The organism is Leptospira fluminis, assembly GCF_004771275.1.
In the GTDB taxonomy this organism is placed as follows: Bacteria; Spirochaetota; Leptospiria; order Leptospirales; family Leptospiraceae; genus Leptospira_B; species Leptospira_B fluminis.
In genome coordinates this window covers 560,896-583,562 of record NZ_RQEV01000003.1, presented here as the reverse complement: position 1 = coordinate 583,562, position 22,667 = coordinate 560,896, and the positions used below count along the sequence as shown (strand labels likewise).

Sequence of the window (22,667 nt, the reverse complement as noted above, 5' to 3'; positions counted from 1 at the left end):
GGACAATTTTTGAAAACGAAAGTATACGAATATAAAAATTGCAGTACATGCCGGAAGGCATTGAAGTACCTGGAGAGCAAAAAGGTGGATTTCGAGAATTTGCCGATCCGTGAAACGCCCCCGAAAAAAACGGAATTAAAAAAAATGTTAGGCTATCTTAACGGCGATTCGAAGCGTTTATTCAACACTTCCGGCGGAGATTATAAGGAGCTCTCTCTAAAGGACAAATTGCCGAAGATGAGCTTGGATGAGCAATTCGAACTTCTCTCCAAAAACGGAAATTTGGTAAAAAGACCTTTTGTCTTAGGCGAGAACTTCGGACTTGTAGGATTTAAGGAAGAAGAATGGGACGAGATCTTCGGTTGAATCTTTGAAACCGAAACCGGATAACCGCAAATTCATCGGAGACGAATCCGAGGTTATCCGGGAATTTTTAAAACCGCAATGGCGGTTTTATCTTCCGACCGAACTCATCATGGATTCGGGATATCGGGTTCCGAAGGCCACTCCTTTCGGAGAAATGGAATCGATACGCTTCAATTCCTCCTCTGTGAACTTGACCTCTGCAGCTTTCGTGTTCTCCTCCAGATAAGATCTTCGCTTCGTTCCGGGTATGGGAACGATATCCTTTCCTTGGGAAAGCACCCAAGCGAGAGCCAATTGTCCGGGAGAGACGGATTTCTCCGCCGCGATCTCTTTGATTTTAGAAACCAAATCCAGGTTTTTCTGAAAATTTTCCCCTTGGAACCGTGGAGCGAATCTTCGATAATCCGTCGGATCCAAGTCCTCGAACTTAGAGATTTGTCCGGTCAAAAATCCTCGACCTAGAGGGCTGTAGGCGACGAACCCGATTCCCAACTCGCGGCAAGCTTCCAAAAGACCGTCTTCGGGTTCCCTGCTCCAGAGAGAATATTCCGTTTGGAGAGCGGCGATCGGATGGACTTTCGAAGCTTTGCGAATCGTTTCGACTCCGGCTTCGGACAATCCTATGTAACGGATTTTTCCCGCCTTCACTAGATCCGATAAAGCCCCGACCGTATCTTCGATCGGAGTGCTCGTATCCACTCGGTGTTGGTAATATAGATCGATGTGATCCACTCCCAAACGTTTCAGACTAGCGTCGCAGGCAGCCTTTACATACTCGGGTTTTCCGTTGATACCTCGTTTTTGCGGATCGGAGGGATCTCTTACGATTCCGAATTTCGTAGCGAGTATGACGGAATCCCTTTTTCCTCGGATCGCTTTTCCCACCAATTCTTCATTCGTATAGGGACCGTACATATCGGCCGTATCTAGAAAATTGACGCCCAATTCCAAGGCCCGGTGTATGGTAGCTATGGATTCCGAATCGTCTCTTTTACCGTAAAAATCCGACATCCCCATACAGCCTAATCCGATCTCGGAAACGGTGGGACCATTTTTACCTAATTGCCTTTTTTGCATGATATCTCCCAACGCCGGACTTTTCCGCGGATCCGACAGCCGGTCTTACTTTTAAAGATCGGCGACCAAATCCATTCCTTTCCCTTCTCGAACGATCACGATTCCGTCTCCGGCGCAGTCTAGAATCGTGGAAAGTTCCACATCGAATATCCCTCCGTCTACGATGCCGTCCACTTTGGAGCCGTATTCGTTTTCCAACATATCCACATCGATCAAGAATTCCTCCTTAACGAAAACGGAGGTGGAAGTCAAAGGATTCGGATGGATTTCCATAAGAGCTTGGAGATACGGAGAGTCCGGAATTCGAATCCCGATATTCTTCTCTTTTTGGTTGGTAAAAGAAACCCGCGGTAGATGCTTATTCGCCTTTACGATAAACGTAAACGGCCCGGGAGTAATTCGCTTCATTAGACGGAAGGACTCATTAGAAAGTTGTTCGATATAATGCGAAGCGACGGAAATATTCGGGCAGAGGAGGGAAAGCGGTTGGTTTTTGGGAATATTCTTGAGTTTGTAAAGTTTTTCGACGCCGGAGTGGGATTGGGAATCCGCGATCAGTCCGTAAACCGTATCGGTAGGAAATATGTATACACCCCCCTCGGACAGTTTCTTCGATACCTGCCCGAGAATCCTCTTTTCGGGATTTTGGGAGTGAAGGGTTAGGATCATATAACCGAAGTTACACCCCCGTCCACTACGATAGTTTGTCCCGTGACATAGGAAGCCGCGTCGGAAGCCAGATACAATGTCGCGCCGACGAGATCCTCGGGTTTTCCAAGCCTAGCCATGGGTATCCGTGCCTTCATTTGTGCCATAACTTCCGGCTTTTCCTTGATCATTTCAGTCATGTCCGTATCTATAAAACCCGGACAAACAGCATTTACCCGATAACCGGAACTTACCCATTCTACCGCAAGGGCCCGAGTCATATTGATCACCGCCCCTTTCGTGCCGCAATATACGGATGCGAATTTGGTTCCCCGGATTCCCAGAACGGAAGCGATATTAATGATGTTACCGCCTTTCTTTTTATGAATCTTATAATACGCCTGACAGGAACGAAAAACACCCGTAAAATTCGTTTGGATTACGTTTTGGATATCCTCTTCCTTAAAAAATCCTGCCGGAAGATTCGTGGCCACTCCGGCGTTATTCACGAGTACATCCAACTTTCCGTGTTTCTTTACGATGGACTCGATGATCGGATCCATTGCGCCTACCGTACGAACGTCCGCAGGAAAAGCCTCGATTCCAGTCCCCTCCAATCGTTTGACGGATTCTACCGAGGATCCTGTTCCATATACGATCGCTCCGGCTTCTTTAAAGCCTTCCGCAAGTTGTCGTCCGATCCCGCGTGTTGCTCCAGTAACTAGAACGGTTTTACCGCTTATATCAAAAATATTTTTCAAAATTCTACTCCGTCTCTTTCCTGTTTTTTAGGTTCTGAATAGTTCACTTTCGGACGATCCTCTCCGTCGATAGGACTACATGGATGCTCCCGTCTTCTATGGTCCGCCTTTCGCCCTGCGGTAATATCGTACTTCTCGAATAATTTTTTAGAATCCAACCTCATGTTGTTTCCGTAATCCGTGCGTGTGTCCCGGTCTAACTCCCTTTTCTGAGGAAGAGGTTCGAGGGGGTCCGAAGGTTCCTTTTCCTTCCTTGCGGCTTCTCGGATCTTGTATTCGTCCTTCAACACGCCTCTATCGATGTAATGGCTATAACCGTCGTACTCTTCGTGAAAAGGATCGCAATCCGACAAGTCCGGTACGATTTTTAGGCGATCACAGAATAAATCCAAAAATCGACACGATTTTTCAAAGGAAAAGTTTCGGAAGTTCTGTAGATTCATTCCTCGGCAGGAAGATACGGAAACCGCAACCCATACGGAAAGAATCATTTTAACTATGACTCGCATCTATTATCGTTTCGATCCTGGAATCATATGGCTTCTCATTTTTTTTCGGACTTCGTGTCTGTCGCAGGTTTTGCTTCCGAAGAATTCTCACCCTTGGACTCGGGAGGTAGGGACCCTTTTCTGCTTTGGTATACTTTTCGGATGGCGTCTTTCTCTTTCTTTCGGCTCTTCTCTTCCGATTCGTTCAGAACTTCCAGACAATCGTCCCAATACTTCACTTCCTCGGAGTTCAGATAATCCGTTTCCAACACCCGGTTCCGGGATAATTTCGTTTCGGATTCCAGCTTTCCTTCCTTCGCTTTTTCCAGTAGAATTTTCGCCTTATAGAGCTGTAACAACCCTTGTTTGGCAAAATACAATCCCTGGATTTGGTTTCCGGATTCTCTTTCCCCTTTTCCCGCCAACCAAGTGTCACGGAAAATCTGAAGGTGTTTTTCTATGACAGGTACGAACGCTCTTCCTTCGGCCTCTTTGTCGATCTTTAAGTCCACAACTTTCGGCTGGAGTTCCTTTTCGAGACTATCCGATTTAGCTAGAACATCTTTGGAGTGCGAATCCGCGATCTGATCCAGTTTTACCTTTAACGCCTGAAAGGCGGAGGAAGAAGCCTCCCATTCCCCTCTTTGAAAGGCGGATTCCGCTTTGGAATATTCCGCCAATAAGGATTCCCATTCAGTTTTCTTACCGAAATTCAATAGTGTATTTCTTAAATATCGGAGACCGACCCAGGATTTTTTCCGGATCGAAAAGGCTTTGGACTTTGGATCCACGTTCGGATTCCTGCCGGCGACGGCCTGCGCTTCTCCCGAATGTTTGGCGGCTTCATCTTTCGTCGGCGAATCGGAGTTCGATTGAGCCGAAAGGTCGAGAATCAGAAGAGATGCGATAGCAAGTAGAATCGTGCGAAAGGATTTTATAAAAAAAGGAGCAAATCGTTTCATGTCGGCAATCCGTTCGTCCAGTGATATAGATAAAAGGAGTGCCTGGCAAGGCTTTTCTTCAAACATGGGGGAATGCTATACTTACGCTCCCGGTCTCCTCGAAGGAAGGAGGTCTTCGACTTACTCGGGCTTTCCTACAAAGTCGATCCACTAGACTTGGACGAATCGTCTCTGACTCGGGAGAGACCGCTGGAATATTTGGAGAGAATCACTTTAGCAAAACTAGGTCCGAAAGCCGAGAATACTTTGGACCTCCAAGTATCCGCGGATACGATTGTAGTACGCGATGATACTATTTTACAAAAACCCGAAACGGAGGAAAAGGCGCAGGAGATGATCTTAAGTTTAAGCGGCCGTTCGCACCTTGTCTACTCGGGTCTGGGTTTAAGAACGGGTGAGGAAGTGATATTCGACTACGATGTTTCCAGAGTGGTTTTTCGAACTTGGAACAAAAAGGACGCGGAAAATTATATTAGAAGAGCCGAGCCCTTCGATAAGGCGGGGGCATACGGGATACAGGACAACGATTCTCCCGTTCTGTCCTTTGAAGGATCGTATACGAATATCTTAGGATTTCCGGTCCGAAAATTCCTAAGATACCATCGGATATGGTCTTGCTATTTGGGAAATTAAGAAAGAAATCTTACGCGTAAAGATCGAGGATGCTTCCCCGCTTGAGACTCGGATCCGCCTTTAGCGCCTCGCCTTCCGGACCATAAAATTTCAGATTTGAATCGAACCTGGAAAAATCCCTTTGTTTCACAGGATCCACGGGCGGCACGATGCTCCGATTCATGACCGGCTTAACGTAGGTTAGTGCCTCTTCAGGAAAGGATACTCTTTGAATTCCGTCGCTGATTCTCATAAACCGACCGGAAATACATCCGACAGTACAAGGATCGACCGATCGAATCCCGATCTTTACATTATTTTCCCTTTGCCAACGACTTGACTCCTCCGATTTTTAGGGCAACCTGCTTTTGTGGCACTAGCGACACGGGAATCCTCCGCAGGTATGTACGAAAATCTCTTGGATTTTTTACACAAAACCAAGGGTAAAATAGACGATTTTCCTAAGGTACTTTTTGCGGTTACCGAGGATTCTTACGAATTCGGGCTCGTCAGTGATTTGTACAAGGATGCCCTCAAAAAATCGGGCGACACGTACGAAGTCGTCGTATTCGTTTCCGAACCCGGTGATCTGGAAAAATTCCAAGCTGAAGTTTCCAATTTGGATATGTTCGCTGCGAGAAAATTGTTCGTCATCAAATCCGGAACGAATTTCTTCAAACCGCTCCTCGGAAAGGGAAAAGCCAAATCTGGTCCAAATAACCATTTTTCCTCTCTACCGGATTCCGTAAAAATCGTCGTACATTACGACCATTGGGACATTTCAAAGGAACTTCTTTCTTTTTTCGGTGCCGAAGTAAGATATTTCAAATCCGGAAAAATATTTCCTGATAAACGAAAAGAGGCCGTATTAAAAGCATGTAAGGAGCTCGATGTTCGTCTGGATGCTCAGGCGGAAGAGGAATTCCTTTTAAGGATCAATCCCTCCGCAGGTTCTTATCTTAGAAATTTGGAAAAATTAAAACTGTATCTCGGAAAAAAATCCTTCGCAGTCGAGGATTTAAAGGAGGTACTGTTCCAAACTTCCGAATTCAGTGCCCCGGAAACTGTGGACCATTTTTTCGAACGGGACATGGTCCGCTTCGCAAAGGAATTTTCCAAATTTAAAATCGGAAAAGATTCCTTACTCTTGTTTTTAACATTGCTTAAGGATCATACGGATCGTTTGCGTAAATTCAAGATGATCTCCCGCTTTTACGAGAAGGTCTTGTCCGAAAAGGAACAATCCGATTTGCTCGGTATGCAGAATTATTCCCCCGCAAGAAAAAGCCATACCTTGCGAAGATTACGCAAAGAATCTTCCTCCTTTTCCGATAAGGATATTCTTGATATTTACGATTTTGTCATAGATATCAATAAGAAGGCAAAGACCGGATCGGAAAAGGAAGAAACCGTTTACTATTTCCTCAGGAAGGCGGAAGAGTTTTTCCGTCGTTAGATTCGAACAATTCGAACTCGGTGATTTTCCGGTAAATCGTTCGTTCCGAAATTCCTAGGATCCTTGCGGCTTTTTCCCGATTTCCGTTCACTAAGATCAGGTTCTTCCGAATGATCTCGCGTTCGTAATCCTTTAACGGTATACCAGTTCTGACTTCTAATCCGTTCCCTTGCGTGTATCGTGTGGAAAACAATTCAGGAGGGAGATGCTTAGTATCCAGAGTTTTGGAATTATGCATGGAAACCATTCCCTCCAAAAGATTCTTCAATTGGTGAAGATTTCCGGGATAATCGTATTCCAATAGAAAATGACCCAGCTTTTCGGAAACCTTTATGGTTTTCCGATTATAACGTTTTCCGATTTCATCCAAAAATTTTCTGACAAAGCTAGGAATATCTTCTTTCCTCTCGCGAAGAGAAGGCAGTTGGACTTGCAATGTCTGTATCTCGATAAAAAGGGATTCTTGCAGAATTCCCTGGCGAACTTTTTCGCCTACGAGAGGGCTTTCCGCCAATATATAGCGGTTTTTTCCCTTTTCGTTCCGGATTTTTTGCAATAGTTGGACTTGCGAATTCGGAGTCAATTTGGAGAAATTCTCTACGACAATCAGAAAGCCTTCTTTTCCTTCGAGAGAAGAAAAGATCTCGTTCGACTCCGCATCCGATTCCGCCAAACCGAAATCCACGAACTGAAAGCCGGGAAACTTTTCCCTAGACAAATCGTGAAAGATACGTCCGATAAAACTCTTACCGGTTCCGACATCGCCTAAAACCAAAACCGGAAGTTCGGACGTAGAAGTTTGCCGGATTCGATCCAGAAGCTTCTTCGTCAAGGGAGAGAGGGCAACGAATTCAAAATCTTCCATTTGTAGTTTCACGGGCGGGCGAGCTCCAGGATTTCTCCGCGGACTAGGCAATCAAACTTGGACTTTTCCGTGTTTTGAAAGTAGTTTCTCACAACCGAAGGATCGCAATCCAAAGTTCGGGGAGGGGAATAAGGATAATTTTCCACCGACTCGGGCAATACTTCCACAGCTTCCGAAGAATAAGGCGAGGAAAGAAAGGTGGCCTTCCAGATTCCTTTTTTTCCTTCCGAAAGCTCGAAGAAGCTGGGAAATTGCATCCAAAATGCTTTTCCTTTCGCTCTAACTAATGCTTTTTTCCCCGAAAAAAATTCGGGTTCTTTGGACGTGTAAGTTACCGATTTGCCGAACAAAACGGAGAAGTTGCTGCGAACCGGTTCGGAGGAAATCACCTTTTCCTTACGAATTTCTTCGTACAGGCTCGCTAGAGCCCAGGGATTCAGACTGTCACCAGAAGAATAAACCCCGCTCAAATCGACTTTTTCTAGGACACTTTCGTCGATTTCCGCCCCGGAACCTAAAACTTGGGGAGTTACGTACAATCGTCCCCCCTGAAAAACCAATGTCTTGGAATCCCGACTCGTCGCGATTCTCTGAAAATAGGTAACTTCTTTAAAATCCGCTCCCCGTACGGACGCCTCTTTCTGCGCCCTTCTAGATTCCGGTCCGGAATATGATGAATATAGAATAGTCACTTTACACCCAATTTGTCGAAGCGCTTCGATTGCAGCGGAATAACTGCCATCCGATTTGCCTTCTTTTGCGTTGGTTAGTATGATTACGGATAAAACCGGTTTGGTTCCCATTTTATCTTGCGAAATTAGAATTCTTCTCAGTCTTACCAGGGCATTTGCGATATCGGAAGTGACCGACTTTCCGGCAGGTTTCCACTCCTTCCATTGGGCAATCATCTCTTTACGAGTCGATTCGGGATAAATTTTAGAACCGCTCTCTCCGAAAATCGCCAATCGAAACTTCGTTTCAGGTCGCCAAGAGAAAGACTCTATTTGGGACATAAATTCTTTTCTCTCCGGAGCGAAAGAGAAAGATCCGTCGACGACGAAAATCTGGATTTGAGGAAGCGGCTTGGATTCTATTTTAACTTCTTTTTGGGATTTACGCGGAACGAAAAGGAGAGAGTTGCGGGTCAACCTTTCAAGGACTTCGAACAAATCCTTTTTACCAACGGCGGAGAATTCCTCCCAACGATACAGATTACAATCGAATACGGTGCGGTCGATTCGGATATTTATTTGAATCTCGATCGCATCTCGGACGACATAGTCTGTTTTAAATCTTAAACAGGCATCCTTGAAAGATTCCTTGGAAAGTTGCGGGCGAAGGTATTCTTGCATCTCGACCTCGGCACGACTTGAAAACACTTCTTTGATTTTTACGGAATAGACGTTGTTAGCGTAAAATTGACCCAGTCTAGCCAACTCGAACGGCTTCTCTGTCGTACCTTCGATGGCTTGCGGCGCCAACCCTTGCCAACTGCCGGGAAGAAATACGATGGTCGTCGCTATTGCGTCGCTTATCGGGAGAATTAACAGAAAAGTCCAATAAAGGCAGAAATTTTTTGACAATTGTGCGCTGCGAAGAAATTTTTTATTCCTGACCGCCGTAGCAAAAATAATTTTAAAACGATTCATTAAAAATAGCTTGCGAAATCCGTTTATTGGATATATTCCTCAAATCCATCTGATCAAGGAGAAAATGATGATCAAGAAACTAATCGCTATTTCACTAGCGGCTGTACTCTTCTCCTATTGCGGGCCTAACACTGCGCAAAAGGATGCTACCTCCGTTGGTGACGGCGGATGGTCTTTCGAAGGTTGGGGCGGACCCCCTGAACAAAGAAACGATGGGAAAACTCCTAAGGATACCAATCCTAAAGACTACTACTACATGAAGTTTTCTTCTCGCGCTTCCGCTAAAGCTGTGGCTAAAAAAAGCCCTGCGATGATGCAATCCACTTGCCGAGAAGCGTCTCGTTTACAGGGAGCTTCCGACGTAGTTAAGAAGATGGTTGGAGAAACCGTTGAATCGGCTTCCGGAGTGTCCGACGGTGAAGCAACTGCGAACGTAATCGTTTCGCAATCTGCTGGTATCGTTAAAGGTGTGGGAGTTTACGAGTGTAAAGCTACCGGTCCGGGTTCCGATCCGAAAGATGTTTCTAAAGACAACTGGGAAGAATGTCAGTGTGTAATCTACGCTAAATTCCCCGGTGGTCGCGACGCTCTTGTTGCAAAAGCTCAGGAAGTCGGAAAATAATTTAGGGTAACTTTTTTACTTACTCATTTTAAAGAAAACCCCGCCTTAATATAGGCGGGGTTTTTTATTGTACGGATTATTTTATAGAACCGTTTTAAAAGAAAAAGCCCGGGGAAAATGCCGCCAGGCTCACTCATTCCTTTTAGTTACCTTTTTCTATACCAATCCGTTCCGAAATAAAGTCCAGTGTGCAGATCGCGATTGAATATTGTTACGGAAACAAGAGGCGATTTTTCCTCATTCGGTTAGGGTAAGGCCGTACTCGGTAGCGATTGAATTCGCATCATCCAAAAACTGATCCCCTTTTTCGACGACCGACTTTAAGGCTTTCGTCGCTTCCGATTTTAACTGCTCTTGCTTAGTCGCATCCTGCATCTTTGCCGCTTCCAATAACTTGGTGCTCGCACTCCGCAGATTCCTGAGCGTATCTCCCAACAAAGGATCTCTGGAGAGGCTCGGGGAAGACGGTTGGATCCAAACGTCGTGCAAGTCGATAAGCTTACCGCCTTTTACGATCGATTCGTAGCATTTTACTTTAGCGAATTCTCCGCTTTCCTCTATTTCTAGACAGTACATTCCTCTTTGCAGCTTTCCCTTTGAAGGAGAAGTTAAGGAATTTTTAGCGAAGGCCTGCCCACCTTCTCCCACAACGAACAAGATCGCGTCGAAGAAATTCTTAACCGGAGCGAATCCTTCCTTATTGTCTACCGTCTTAAGTTTTAAGTATTCCGTTACTTTCTTATTTCCTTTTTTGTCGATCTCTTCGTGAGTAATCACTTCCAGACCGGTCACCTCTTCCATACCGTAAACGAGAGTGACCTGTTCCGCTTTACCGGTAGTCCCGGGTTTCTTATAAATCCACTGGTCCGAACCGGAATACTTAGTCCCTACGATCTGGCTCTGCGGTGCAGGTTGCTCTTTTTTGCATGCGGAGAACATGAAGGCGATCATAGCAACCGTGAGGAAATTTTTTATATTCATCGGATCTTATACTCCTTGATTGAACGGGTTTAATGAAGGACGAGCGATGATTCCTGTCAATCGGAATCGAAGAAGAAAATTAGACGGCGAATGCGGTCGTCGAAAACGATAACTCTTGTAAGCTTGATAAGGATTCTTTGATTTTTTCCGGAACCGTCTCTTGTAGAAGCCCTATTTTGAGCGGAATAAATTCGGGTCTTCCGTGAAAATAACGGACCATATGTTTTCTGAATAGAATCGGACCGAATTTTTCGCCGAAATTTTGGACCATCAGATCCAAGTGTTGGATCGCGACTGAAACCAACTCTTCCAGCCGAACCGATTCTCGAGAACTTTCAGAAAAAACCCAAGGATTTCCGATCGAACCTCTTCCGATTAGTACCCCGTCCACTCCGGATTCCCGTTTTCTACGAATCGCTTCCTCGTAACTAGTCACGTCTCCGTTTCCGAAGATGGGAACCTTTCTGGCGGCTTTGATATCCGCGATGGCATCCCAATCCGCTTTTCCGGAATAGCCCATTTCTCTCGTTCTTCCATGCACGGAAATCGCAAGCGCTCCCGACTCTTCCAAGATTCGGGAAACTTCCATATAATTACGGGATGTATCGTCCCAACCGAGACGGATTTTTGCGGTTACAGGTATGTCGAGCGCGGCCCGCATTGCCTCTATGATCTTTCCGGCATAGACAGGTTTTCTTAAGAGCCCGACTCCGGAACCTCTCATAGATACGTTTTTCGTAGGACATCCCATGTTTAAATCAATGATGTCCGGATTTAATTCGCGGATCCTTTTTGCCGCTTCCACGATAATCTCCAGTTTGTTTCCGAAGATTTGAAAAGTGACGGGCCTTTCTTCTTCCTTAAATTTAAGTTGTGAAAGCGCTTTTTTCGAGCCGACCGCCAAGGTGTCCGTAGAAACGAATTCCGTGTAAGAAAAGGCGGATCCGAATCTTCGTGCAATCGTACGTGTAGGACTGTCGCTGATGCCAGCCATAGGAGACATGGCCAACCATCCCGGAATTGCGACGGACCCGATACGAATCATTTTTCCTTACTCTCGCCGATCACCGTGCAATCTTGGACTCTATCCGTTCCTTTAATATCCACCACGCGTACTCCTACGGCAGTGCGTCCCATTTTGGAAATTTGGTTCGCTTCCGTCCGAATGATCATCCCTTGTTGAGTAACTAGAATGATCTCATCTTCGGAACCGACGGAACTCACTCCGACCGCAGACCCGTTCTTTTCTCCGACTTTTAGGAAGGCCATCCCTTTTCCTCCGCGACCTTTCGTGGAAAATTCCTCGAATCCGAGTCTTTTTCCGTAACCGTTTTCGGAGATTACGAATATATCATCCCCATCTACAACTTTGGACAATCCGACGATCGCGTCATCTCCGGCGAGACGCATTCCCGTCACTCCTTGTGCCGCTCTCCCTTGTGCCCGAACGTTATCCATTTCGATCCGTAAAGCCAATCCTTTTCTGGAGAAGATCATGACATCGTCGCCTTTGATCACGGATTGCACTGCGATCAATTCGTCCTCTTCCCGAAGACCGATCGCGATGATTCCTGATTTTTTCACATTCGCGAATTCGGATAATTCTACACGTTTTATGAATCCCTTTTTCGTTACCAAAAGCAGATCTTTGTGTTTGTCTTCCTCGCGGAACGTGAACACTGAGGAGATGTATTCGTTTTCTCCCAGACCTATGATCGCTTTTAACGATTTTCCTCTGGCTTCTTTGGAAGCCTGGGGAAGTTCGTATGCCTTCATCATATACGCTTTTCCGACATTGGAAAAGAACATCACGTTATCGTGCGTCATCGCCGATTTCATGATTTTTATGATATCATCCCGCTTCTGGGAAAGTCCTTGGATACCTTTTCCGCCTCTTCTTTGCCGCTTGAACGTATCGATGGGTAGGCGTTTTACGAATTGGTCGAAAGTGATTTGAAGAACGATTTCCTCGTCGGCGATAAGATCTTCCGCGTTAAAACCGGAGGACTCCACGCTTTCCAAGCTGATTTCCGTTTTCCGGACGGTTCCGAATTTATCCGAAACTTCCAGAAGTTCCGTGCATACTATATCCGAAACCCGATTCGGACTGGATAAGATATCCTTCAAATCCAGAATCAATATGCGCACTTCTTCCAATTCATCGATGATTTTCTGCACCTCCAGAGAAGTAAGTCTCTGGAGTCGCATTTCCAAGATCGCTTCCGCTTGGACTTCCGACAATACGAATCGGCTCATCAATTGTTCTTTCGCTTCGGGGGCATTTTTAGAAGCGCGAATGACCTTAATCACTTCCTCGATATTTTCGAGAGCGATTTTCAAGCCTTCCAAAATATGAGCGCGTTTTTCGGCCTTATCCAAGTCGAACTTGGTTCTTCTTACGATGACTTCTTTGCGATGCAAAGAATAGGCGACCAGGATCTCCTTTAGGTTAAAGATTTTAGGCTTGTTATCCAGGATAGCAAGCATGGTGATTCCATAACTTACCTGAAGCTGGGTCAGTTTCAACAGCTGGTTTAAAATCACTTGAGCGTTGGAATCCTTTTTACAATGGATCTCCACTCTAATCCCCTTCCGGTTGGAGAGGTCCAGGATTTCCGATATTCCCTCGATCTGTTTTTCGTTTACCAGTTCGCCGATTCTCTCCAAGAGAGTTCGTTTGTTGACTTGGTAAGGAATTTCGGTGACTACAATCACCTCTCGTCCCTTCTTATTCTCTTCTATCTCCACCTTGGATCGGATTCGGATCGAACCTCTTCCGGAGTGATAGGCGGAAAGGAGCCCTTCTCCCCCGATGATGGTTCCGCCGGTCGGAAAATCCGGTCCCGGCATGATCTTTAGGAGTTCCGGAATCGTAATCTCAGGGTTTTTTATAACTGCGATGACTGCCTGGATCGATTCCTGCAGATTGTGAGGGGGAATATTCGTAGCCATCCCCACTGCAATCCCCGAAGAACCGTTTACCAACAAGTTCGGAAAATTAGCGGGAAGTACGTCCGGCTGTTCCTTGGTATCGTCGAAGTTCGGAGAATAATTTACCGTCTCTTTCTCGATATCTCGAAGCAATTCCTCCGCGATTTTTTCCAGCTTCGCTTCGGTGTATCGATAAGCCGCAGGATTATCTCCGTCTACGGATCCGAAATTTCCTTGGCCGTCTATCAAAGGAACTCGCAAGGAGAAATCCTGTACCATTCTTACCAATGCGTCATAAACGGCGCTATCGCCGTGAGGATGGTAATTACCGATCACTTCTCCCACGATCTTAGCGCATTTCACGTAAGGTCTATCGCTTCTCCAAGCACGTTCGTTCATTGCGTGAAGAATCCTTCTATGTACTGGCTTAAGACCGTCCCTTACGTCAGGAAGCGCTCGGCCCACGATTACGCTCATCGCATAACCCAAATAGGCCTCTTTCATTTGGTCTTCGATTTCCACCGGAATTACACGAACTCCGTTTTTAAGCGCGTCACCGATATCGGGTTTAGACGCAGGACTGAATCCCAATGTTTTTACTTCGTTTTCCATCTCTTGGCTCATTCGCTTTTAGATCTCCTGTCTTTCTATTTTTCAGAGGTCCAGGTTTGCGACTTTTGCCGCATTTACCTCGATGAACCTGCGCCGAGGAACGACCTCGTCGCCCATAAGAATATTAAAGGTGTCTTCCGCTTCGACATAGTCGTCGAGTTTGACCTTCAAGACCACTCGCCTCTCGGGATCCATCGTCGTTTCCCACAATTGCTCCGGATTCATTTCCCCTAGTCCTTTGTATCTTTGGATGACGGCTTTCTCGGAACCGATCGTTTTCAAGTATTCCTCTTTTTCCTTATCGGAATACAGGTACGTGGAATTTTTTCCGTGTCTGATCAAATACAGAGGCGGCTGGGCCACGTATAAATATCCTTTTTCGATCACGGATTTCATATATCGAAAAAAGAACGTCAACAAGAGAGTCCGTATATGCGAACCATCGATGTCGGCGTCGGTCATAATGAAAATCTTATGGTATCTGATTTTATCCACGTTGAATTCGTCCTCGCCGATACCGGTACCCAAAGCCGAAACCAAAGTCCGAATTTCCTCGTTTCCTAAGATCTTATCTAAACGTGATTTTTCCACGTTCAAAATCTTCCCTTTCAAAGGAAGGATGGCTTGGTAATTCCTGTCTCTTCCTTGTTTAGCGGAACCGCCGGCGGAATCCCCCTCGACGATGTACAACTCGGAGGCAGCAGGATCTTTTTCGGAACAATCCGCGAGCTTTCCGGGAAGTCCTCCACCTTCCAATACGGTTTTTCTTCGGGTCAGATCCCGAGCTTTGCGCGCGGCTTCTCTTGCTTTAGCCGCAAGAATGCACTTTTCCAGAATCTTTTTAGTGACCGAAGGATTTTCCTCGAAGAACAAAGACAGACCTTCGCCCGTGAGTGTTTGCATGATTCCTTTTATTTCGGCATTTACGAGCTTCTCTTTTGTCTGCGAATTGAATTGCGGCTGCGGAATCTTTACGGAAATAACCGCAGTCAATCCTTCCTTCAAATCGTCTCCCGAAAGGCCGCTTGGTTGCTTCTTGGAAAGTTGCTGCTCTTTTTTAAGATAATCGTTCAGCGTTCTGGTCAGTGCGGCTCGGAATCCTTCCAAATGGGTTCCGCCAAGGTTATTGTTTATATTGTTCGTAAAACAAAAAATATTTTCGGAATAAGTGTCCGAATATTGGATCGCGATTTCCGCAACGACATCGTCCTTATTTCTCTCGAAATGGATCGTCTTGTGAAGAGGGTGTTTGTTTTCATTCAGATATTCGACGAAAGAAACAATCCCACCGTCGAACAGGAATTCGTGAGTTTCCGGCTCCGGTTTTCTGTTATCTTTCACGATAAGTTTCAGGCCTTTATTCAAAAAAGCCAGTTCTCGGAAACGGGTGGTTAATACGTCGAATTGGAATTCCGTAGTCGTAAAAATGGAGGAATCCGGTTTGAACCGGACTAAGGTTCCTCTATCTTGAGAATCTCCTCGTACGGATACAGGCCCTTGCGGGACCCCTTTTGCGTATTTTTGATAATGCACTTTTCCCTGTTGGTAAACTTCCACCTCAAGCCATTCGGAAAGAGCATTTACAACGCTCACCCCGACCCCGTGAAGCCCGCCCGAAACCTTGTAAGCATCGTTTTCGAATTTTCCACCTGCGTGAAGGATAGTCATAACGACTTCGATCGTGGATATGTTTTTGTCCGGGTGGATCGCAGTAGGAATTCCTCGACCGTTGTCTCGAACTTCTATAATGTTATTGGGAAGAATAGAAATAGTAATCTCGGAACAATGGCCGGCCATCGCCTCGTCAACGGAGTTGTCCACGACTTCATAGACCATTTTATGGAGCCCGCTCTCGTCCTGTGTACCTATGTACATTCCTGGACGTTTTCGAACAGCTTCCAAACCTTCTAAAATCTTTATCTGACCGGCGCTGTAACTATTGTCTGATTGGCTCACAGGGTCCTCCAGGATCTAGGAATAGTTTTCTCGAAAACGCTAGGGAGGCAAGGAAATTCGTTCTGGTATAGGGAAAGAATAGAGTTCGATTAAAGGTATTCTATCAGTTCCAAAAGACGCTTTTTTGCAATCGGATCGGTCTCTTTTTCCAGGATTTTAAGCAAGTCGTCTTTCCCTACCAATCCCGTCTTAGGGGCCTCCGAGAAGGTCTTTCTTCTTTCTTTTTGGGATAAATTTCCGATCCGAACCTGTATCGCTCTTAACACACCCATTCCTAACAATCGTTTCGAGTGAGATAATATCCTTTGCTTCAAAAAGAACAGTTCCTGTTTATACGCAGCATGAGAGACTATTATGATTAAAGTATCACCCGAAATGGAATGAGGTTCCGATTCCAAAGAAAAAATCGGACCTACGATATCTGACCATCTTTGGGCAATCGTTCTAAGCGAAACCTGAGAATGGATATTTTCTTCGGACCAACCCAAATCCTCGAGTAAGTCCTTTAAATCGCTTATTTCGATTTTTTCGGGCTCTTCAGGCCCTTTTGTCGTAGGCATGGACGATTCCCTTATCTACCGAAAAAATCTGTTTTTCATGGGCAAGTTTGCCTACGTATTCCGAGATCCCTTCTAAATCCGTCGTGGTAAAGAAAGCCTGCCCCGCGTTCAGGACTAATTCTACGAAATATTCCCTTCTCTTAACATCGAGTTCCCGTATGACGTCGTCTATAAGGAGCACCGGTGTAATATCCAAGGTCTTACGGTAGTATTCAAAAGACGCAGCCTTTAGAGAGATGACGGTACTTCGTTTTTGTCCCTGGGACGCGAATTCCGTTATGTCCTTATCATCTATGCCGATAAAGATATCATCCCTATGCACGCCTACCGAGGTGTATCCTAATCTTTGATCTCTTGAGAAATTTCTTTGTAGTCGGGTTTTAAAGTCGTCCGGATCGGAAAAACTGGGTTTATACTTGATAAACAGTTCGTCTTTACCTCCGCTAAGCTTTATCAGATTTTGCCGATAAATTCCATCGAAGTCGTTTATCAATTTATATCTTTTTTCGTGAACAGATACGCCCTTTTCCACCAGCCTGGAATCCCAAATAGAATAGAGTCCCGCATCTTTCGATCCGGATTTTAACAAAGCGTTTCTATGTTTTAATATCTTATTATAGTCGATCAGGTCGTTAAGATAATCCCTGTCAATGGAGGATAAAAGACCGTCTATAAATCTTCTCCGTTCGGATGGTCCTCCTTCTGCGATCTGTAAATCGAGAGGTGTCATCAAAACGGTTATGAATTTTCCGATCAAATCTGATCTTTTTTTGATTTCTTCCTGATTGAATTTTAGCTTTCTTCTGACAGTAGGCCTTTTGGAATATCCGATTTCTATAAAGTCGACTTTATGGTCGGATTCCACTTCCGCCTTTAAATAAAAGCCGTCCGATTCCCAGCGGACTAAATTTCCGTCTTCGGATTCCCGAAAACTTTTCAACCAGGAAAGCAGAGCTATTGCTTCGAGAAGGTTCGTCTTTCCTTCTCCATTTTCACCTACGAAAAAAACCAATCTCGAATCGAATTCGAGGCTGACGTTTTCATGGTTCCTGAAATTCAGAAGCCTAAGGCTTCGTAAAAACATCGCGGAGCCGTTTTATATCTTCATCGGCATAATCACGGAAATAAAGTCCGGATCCGACGGGTCTTTGAATACTACCGGAGAACTTGAATCGCTGAATTCTATCTTAAATTCGTTATCATCGATGGATTTAAAGACGTCGGACAAATATTCCCCTTTAAAAGCGACGGTAATTTCTTCTCCGGAATATTCTATAGGCATATTTATACTGACTTCGTTTACGCCTTGCGTCTGCGCGTAGAAGTTCAGATTGTCCTTGGAAAAAGTAAGACGTATTTGTCGAGTCGGTTCCTCGGCGGCGATAAGAGCCTGCCTAAGATAGATTTGAAAATTCTCCTTAGGGATAGATGCGGAAAATTTGGAACTTTTCGGAATGACTTGTTCGTAATTCGGAAAATTGCCTTCTATCAATTTACAAAGTAATTCGGCCTGATTTGCGGTAACGTATATCTGATTATCCACAATTCCGATCTTACCGGTTTCGGCAGTCGTAATCATCTTGGAAATTTCCCGTATCGCTTTTGCAGGAATGATAACCGGATCTTTGAACATCAAAGGGGAAGGAAGATTCCTTTCTATCTTACAAAGTCTCCTTCCGTCGGTGACCGCAAAGATCAGTCTATCCTGTTTCGGAACCATATACAAACCGTTAAAGATATAACGTTGGTCCTCATGTGCGATGGCATATCCCGTTTTACGTATCATTTCTCCCAACAAGGCGGTGGGAAATTCCGAAATCAAAGCTCCATCCACTTTCGGGATCGTTTTGATTTCATCCGCATCCATACCGTTTAACTTGGTCTTATAATCGTTCTTCTGGGTGGCGTCCGTAATATATGTTACGCTCGAATCGGAATCGCTATCTTCTTTAGTAAGAGAAGTTTCCTCGAAGTGAATCGTTTTGAAAATACTAGACAACTGCTTTGCGGGAAGAGAAACACTTCCTTGTTGTTGAACTTCCGCATTCAAAGAAGTCTTTATCGAGATTTCTAAATCGGTTGCGGAAATTGAGACCATAGACCCTTCGGCTTCAAGTTTAAGATTTGATAATATAGAACGAATTTCCCTAGCGGAAATAACTCCTTCGACTGCGTGTATCGATTTTAAAAATTCGGATGTATTCACTTTGATCTTCAATTTACTTACTCCCTTTTAAATGCGTTAGCTTTGTATAAAGGTACTTCTATATATATTGTTGTTGTAGTTGTACTTGTTAATATGTAAAAAAACTATGTAGCTTTAGAGAATAAGGAAATATGTCGCATTTATATTGAAAAGAACAATTTCCAGAGGTTGGAAAAAACTCCGGATTCTCTGTAATAATAGCGGTGCCTTTTTTGAATATAAGGGACAGTAATTTGTTTTTATGTCTTATTAATAGTTTAAGCACATACAAATCAGAGTTTATTGATAGTTTATCTACACTCATTTCTCTGATTTTGTACGTATCATCGATAGGGAATTCATTGGAACTGGAAGCGCATTAGAATTTCTTCTACCTTACTGGAGAAATTCTTATCTTCTTTCATCAAAGATTCGATTTTACGAACGGCATGGATCACCGTCGTATGCTCTCCCCCAAAAATTCGACCAATCTGACTTTTGTTCATACGATAGCATTTGTGAAGAATGAACATGCAGAGATGCCTGGGGATGATGAGTTCTTTTTTACGGCTCTTTCCCATGATTTCTCTAGGATCCAGATTGTATAAGGAAGAAACGTATTCGATGACTTTGTCCTGGCTTAACTGAAGGTTTTTCTTTCTGAAAATTCTGTTCTTCAGGATTTCTTCGATCATCGAAGCGGTAAAAAATAAATGGGAAAAAGCGCGTTTGTGCAGAGCTAAATCGTTCAAAGCGCCTAAAAGAGTTCTCGTATCGTCTTGGATCAAATCGGCGATCAATTCCACCGCTTCCGTGGAAAGACCGAGATTTAAAACATTACCTTGTCTTTCCAAAATCCGGATTCGAATTTCGCGATCGGGAGGTTGGATGTCGGCTTGGACTCCGGTTACGAATCTGGATTTTAACCGATCTTGGATCGGCAATTCGGAACTAGGCCGATCCGACGCAATTACGATCTGTCTTTTCCTCTCGAAAAGAAAATTAAAGATCGTAAAGAATTCTTCCTGAGTTTTTTCCGCGCCGGTATTCAGAAGTTGAATATCATCTATTAGAAGACAATTGTACGACTGGTACTTGATTTTAAAGGATTCTATAGCTTCGCGAGATTGTAGCGCGAATAAGAATTCGCTCATGAACGTTTTTATGTCTACGTAGTAAGCCGTTTTCCAAGGATCTTTTTTTAGTATTTCGGATCCGATCGCATGGAGAAGGTGAGTCTTGCCCACTCCCACTTTGCCGAACAAATACAACGGATTGATTTCGGCAGGGCTGCGAACACAGTCGATAGCCGCGCTGTAAGCGAGACGATTCGAATTTCCCACTACAAAGTTTTCAAAACTATAATCAGGATTAAAGGAATAGGAACCGCCTCTGAAATTTTCGTTTAGAACTGTCTTTAAAGTTCCCGAAGATTCCAAAACGAGTTCGACAGGAATCCGAGTACCTATCGTTTTAAAAATCGCATCTTCTATGTAAATTTGGTATTTCTTTTCTACATGTGTTTTGATATTCGAAGACGGTGCGATCAGGATACATTTTTGATCGCTCAAGCTATCTAACTGGAGCGTATAAATGAATTTATCGAAATAAGTAGGCGGAATTTCTTTAGAAACTTCGTCTAGTATACGCTTCCAGCTTGTGTCCAAGCAAAACACTCCTTCCTTGAGTTTTAAATTCGCGATCCCCGGTCGTTTTCTTTTTAAAAGTTGGATACGCCGGAATGTAAAATAGGAGAAGTCGGAGAAAGAAAATACCCTCCGACGAGAATACACTATTTTTCCGAGGAGGGTCGCCTACAAATGAAAATTCGGAAATCGTTCGAGAAAGCTTAGTAAAAACGAATGAGATTGGCGATAGATAAAAAATTATGTCCCTTTCTTATATAGCAAAGATTCGAGTAGTAAAACCTAATCATTGTTAAACGAATATAGAGCTATAAACCGTAATTATCTTACGAAAATGGCAGACGAACCGATGTTGATTTACCGGCTAATTAGAACGGAGAATTTATTTTGCGGCTAAGAGACTCAGCTCGTGCATGAGTTTGGACAGGATGATGTTTTCCTGACCGTGAATTCTTTCATGCAGTTCTTTTTTGAATCTGAAAATAGCATCGAGCTTGGGAAAATTTTCTTCAACCTGCGTTTTCGAAAATTCCTGCAATAGAACAAGTCCGACTAAATCCAGTAGATCCTTAAAGGAAAATCCTTCTTTCCATTCCGGATGATCGTCCTTATAATCGATAATCCATTCCTCGAGATGCAATATATGTAAAGGTGTGAAAACTTTATCCCGTACTTTAGAAATGATTAAATCCAGTGCTTCTTTGGGACAGTCGAAGGTTTTCATACTGCCCCCTTGGAATGTAAAATATTCTTTTTCTTCTTTGCGATGTAATTCTTGGACGACTTTTTGAGGTAGATATTCGAAAGGAATGCAGACGCCCCGGCTCACAATCGTCTCTTTCAGAGATTCGAGGGAGTCCACCAAGAAAAGAAACCGAGTAAACGCGGGGGCTTCCTCCAGACTCTTTAAAAGTGCCGTTTCCGCTTCGTTACCGATCATTCCGGCCTCGGGTATTACGATAAACCTTAACTTCGATATATGAGGTTTATAATAAAGCCTAGTTCGAATCAACCAACGTATCGTAAACTCTTCGGGATTTTCTTCGTTCCCGATGGAGATCTGTTTATTTTTATCGGGAGGAAACCATACGATATCCGGATGTGAATGATGCATGAACGCTTTGCAGGAAGCGCAAACTCCGCAGGAGTTACCTTCCAAACAAAGCGAATGCCTGATGAATCTTTCCGCTGCGGATTCTTTTCCAGTACCTTCCGGTCCGTGAAAGATCAGTAAGGGTGGGATTAGGTTCGGCCGATTCGCGTATTTTTTTAGAAATACGAGGGCTTTTTCCTGACCTCGAATTTCTTCCAGCTGAAAGCCGATGCTCATATCTAGATTGGAATACTACGCGTAAACGGGAGTCAACCAGTGTTTGTAGTCGGGAATCTTTCCCTTTACCAGATCGAAAAAAGTGGTTTGTAGTTTTTGAGTGATCGGCCCGATTTTCCCGGATCCGATCGTCCGCCGATCTACCTGACTTACCCAAGCGATCTGAACACCCGTGCCGGAAAAGAATATTTCGTCCGCAATATAAAGTTCGCTTCTTGTGATGTCCCGTTCTACGATTTCGTATCCTAAATCTTTTGCGATCTGAAGAACGGATCTTCTTGTGATCCCTTCTAAAAGAGAAGAAGACAAGGAAGGCGTTAGGATTTTTCCTTCTCTCACTAAAAAGATATTTTCGGCAGAGCCTTCGCTTACGAAACCTCTTCCGTCCAAGAAGATCGCTTCGTCGTACCCGTTTTGTACCGCTTCGGACTTTGCTAGCGCGGAGTTGACGTAACCTCCTGAAACTTTGGAAAGAGTCGGGATCACGGTATCATCGAACCTTCTCCAGCTCGAAACCATGGTAGTAAGTCCTTTTTTCGTATCCAGATAGTCGTCCAGTTCCAGAACATAAATTGCGATTTCCGTAGGTACGTCGTGGAAGCGAGGCGATAGTTGCAAGGCGGAAGTATAAACGAAAGGACGAAGGTAGATGTTCCTTTTATATCCGGATTGCTTCAACAAGTCCAAAGTGATGTCGCGCAGTTGCTCCGGAGTCTTATCGCATTTCAACTGCATGATTTTCGTGGAATTCACCAGCCTCCGATAATGATCTAACAGCCTGAAAACGTAAATATCATCCGAAGTTTCGTCGTAGTAACCTCTGATTCCTCCGAAAACCGTAGTTCCATATTGGAGTGCATGGGTTTTGATATTAATGTTCGCTTCGTTTTCGGGGACGATTTTCCCCTCGAAATAAGAGAGTTTCTTGATGGATTCGGGCATGTACAAGGAACCTGAAAG

The 22,667-nt window shown here is 44.4% G+C and carries 22 protein-coding genes; 4 read left to right on the top strand and 18 right to left on the bottom strand.

The window, feature by feature from the left end; translation table 11 throughout:
- Nucleotides 1-9 precede the first annotated feature (9 nt).
- A complete protein-coding gene (locus EHO61_RS04580) occupies nt 10-366 on the top strand; it encodes an arsenate reductase family protein (protein ID WP_135812426.1) in 357 nt (118 codons plus the stop codon).
- An 87-nt stretch (nt 367-453) separates the two neighbouring features.
- On the opposite strand, the gene EHO61_RS04575 is transcribed toward EHO61_RS04580, so the two are convergent.
- From EHO61_RS04575 to EHO61_RS04555, 5 genes are read right to left on the bottom strand one after another with little or no spacing between them, the layout of a single operon-like run.
- Nucleotides 454-1,443 carry an aldo/keto reductase gene (locus EHO61_RS04575; protein ID WP_135812425.1) on the bottom strand — a complete coding sequence of 330 codons (990 nt, stop codon included), beginning with the start codon at nt 1,441-1,443 and terminating at the stop codon, nt 454-456.
- A gap of 51 nt (nt 1,444-1,494) precedes the next feature.
- Nucleotides 1,495-2,112 carry an L-threonylcarbamoyladenylate synthase gene (locus EHO61_RS04570; protein ID WP_135812424.1) on the bottom strand — a complete coding sequence of 206 codons (618 nt, stop codon included), beginning with the start codon at nt 2,110-2,112 and terminating at the stop codon, nt 1,495-1,497.
- Nucleotides 2,109-2,852: an SDR family NAD(P)-dependent oxidoreductase gene (locus tag EHO61_RS04565; RefSeq protein ID WP_135812423.1), complete on the bottom strand. Its 744-nt coding sequence runs from the start codon at nt 2,850-2,852 to the stop codon at nt 2,109-2,111. The genes EHO61_RS04570 and EHO61_RS04565 overlap by 4 nt, the downstream gene beginning before the upstream one ends.
- Nucleotides 2,849-3,343 carry a hypothetical protein gene (locus EHO61_RS04560; protein WP_246032001.1) on the bottom strand — a complete coding sequence of 165 codons (495 nt, stop codon included), beginning with the start codon at nt 3,341-3,343 and terminating at the stop codon, nt 2,849-2,851. The genes EHO61_RS04565 and EHO61_RS04560 overlap by 4 nt, the downstream gene beginning before the upstream one ends.
- A 53-nt stretch (nt 3,344-3,396) precedes the next feature.
- On the bottom strand, nt 3,397-4,302 hold the full coding sequence (locus tag EHO61_RS04555; RefSeq protein WP_135812421.1) for a hypothetical protein: 906 nt from the start codon (nt 4,300-4,302) through the stop codon (nt 3,397-3,399).
- A gap of 72 nt (nt 4,303-4,374) precedes the next feature.
- On the opposite strand from EHO61_RS04555, the gene EHO61_RS04550 reads away from it, so the two are divergent.
- A complete protein-coding gene (locus EHO61_RS04550; protein ID WP_135812420.1) occupies nt 4,375-4,935 on the top strand; it encodes a nucleoside triphosphate pyrophosphatase in 561 nt (186 codons plus the stop codon).
- Nucleotides 4,936-4,945: 10 nt separating this feature from the next.
- On the opposite strand, the gene EHO61_RS04545 is transcribed toward EHO61_RS04550, so the two are convergent.
- Entirely contained in the window at nt 4,946-5,167 is a 222-nt protein-coding gene (locus EHO61_RS04545; protein WP_135812419.1) for a hypothetical protein, read from the bottom strand.
- 117 nt (nt 5,168-5,284) lie between these two features.
- On the opposite strand from EHO61_RS04545, the gene holA reads away from it, so the two are divergent.
- Complete coding sequence (gene holA, locus EHO61_RS04540; RefSeq protein ID WP_135812418.1) at nt 5,285-6,370, top strand: DNA polymerase III subunit delta; 1,086 nt, start codon at nt 5,285-5,287, stop codon at nt 6,368-6,370.
- On the opposite strand, the gene EHO61_RS04535 is transcribed toward holA, so the two are convergent.
- Nucleotides 6,339-7,247, bottom strand: coding sequence for an AAA-type ATPase lid domain-containing protein (locus EHO61_RS04535; protein ID WP_246032000.1), 909 nt, complete (start codon nt 7,245-7,247; stop codon nt 6,339-6,341). The two genes, holA and EHO61_RS04535, sit on opposite strands and share 32 nt — an antisense overlap.
- The gene (locus EHO61_RS04530) at nt 7,244-8,818 is read right to left on the bottom strand and encodes an LIC10012 family protein (RefSeq protein WP_135812583.1); all 1,575 of its coding nucleotides are present in this window, start codon (nt 8,816-8,818) and stop codon (nt 7,244-7,246) included. Before EHO61_RS04530 ends, EHO61_RS04535 begins: the two co-directional genes overlap by 4 nt.
- Before the next feature lie 133 nt (nt 8,819-8,951).
- On the opposite strand from EHO61_RS04530, the gene EHO61_RS04525 reads away from it, so the two are divergent.
- Nucleotides 8,952-9,506: a lipoprotein LipL21 gene (locus tag EHO61_RS04525; protein ID WP_135767960.1), complete on the top strand. Its 555-nt coding sequence runs from the start codon at nt 8,952-8,954 to the stop codon at nt 9,504-9,506.
- 237 nt (nt 9,507-9,743) lie between these two features.
- Here EHO61_RS04525 and lenA read toward each other — a convergent pair whose 3' ends face one another.
- The 10 genes from lenA to EHO61_RS04475 form a co-directional block, all read right to left on the bottom strand.
- Nucleotides 9,744-10,487, bottom strand: coding sequence for a lipoprotein LenA (gene lenA / locus EHO61_RS04520; protein WP_135812416.1), 744 nt, complete (start codon nt 10,485-10,487; stop codon nt 9,744-9,746).
- A 79-nt stretch (nt 10,488-10,566) separates the two neighbouring features.
- A complete protein-coding gene (locus EHO61_RS04515) occupies nt 10,567-11,532 on the bottom strand; it encodes a tRNA dihydrouridine synthase (protein WP_135812415.1) in 966 nt (321 codons plus the stop codon).
- Complete coding sequence (gene gyrA / locus EHO61_RS04510; RefSeq protein WP_135812414.1) at nt 11,529-14,042, bottom strand: DNA gyrase subunit A; 2,514 nt, start codon at nt 14,040-14,042, stop codon at nt 11,529-11,531. The genes EHO61_RS04515 and gyrA overlap by 4 nt, the downstream gene beginning before the upstream one ends.
- 30 nt (nt 14,043-14,072) lie before the next feature.
- Nucleotides 14,073-15,986: a DNA topoisomerase (ATP-hydrolyzing) subunit B gene (gene gyrB / locus EHO61_RS04505; RefSeq protein ID WP_135812413.1), complete on the bottom strand. Its 1,914-nt coding sequence runs from the start codon at nt 15,984-15,986 to the stop codon at nt 14,073-14,075.
- A gap of 89 nt (nt 15,987-16,075) precedes the next feature.
- A complete protein-coding gene (locus EHO61_RS04500) occupies nt 16,076-16,546 on the bottom strand; it encodes a DciA family protein (protein WP_135812412.1) in 471 nt (156 codons plus the stop codon).
- Nucleotides 16,524-17,630 (bottom strand): DNA replication/repair protein RecF, encoded by a 1,107-nt coding sequence (recF, locus tag EHO61_RS04495; RefSeq protein WP_135812411.1) that lies wholly within the window; start codon nt 17,628-17,630, stop codon nt 16,524-16,526. Before recF ends, EHO61_RS04500 begins: the two co-directional genes overlap by 23 nt.
- A 12-nt stretch (nt 17,631-17,642) precedes the next feature.
- Nucleotides 17,643-18,764 (bottom strand): DNA polymerase III subunit beta, encoded by a 1,122-nt coding sequence (gene dnaN / locus EHO61_RS04490; RefSeq protein ID WP_135812410.1) that lies wholly within the window; start codon nt 18,762-18,764, stop codon nt 17,643-17,645.
- A 326-nt stretch (nt 18,765-19,090) separates the two neighbouring features.
- Nucleotides 19,091-20,398, bottom strand: coding sequence for a chromosomal replication initiator protein DnaA (gene dnaA / locus EHO61_RS04485; RefSeq protein ID WP_135812409.1), 1,308 nt, complete (start codon nt 20,396-20,398; stop codon nt 19,091-19,093).
- A gap of 361 nt (nt 20,399-20,759) precedes the next feature.
- Complete coding sequence (locus EHO61_RS04480; protein ID WP_135812408.1) at nt 20,760-21,707, bottom strand: hypothetical protein; 948 nt, start codon at nt 21,705-21,707, stop codon at nt 20,760-20,762.
- A 15-nt stretch (nt 21,708-21,722) separates the two neighbouring features.
- Nucleotides 21,723-22,649 carry a branched-chain amino acid transaminase gene (locus EHO61_RS04475; protein WP_135812407.1) on the bottom strand — a complete coding sequence of 309 codons (927 nt, stop codon included), beginning with the start codon at nt 22,647-22,649 and terminating at the stop codon, nt 21,723-21,725.
- Between the last annotated feature and the right edge of the window lie 18 nt (nt 22,650-22,667).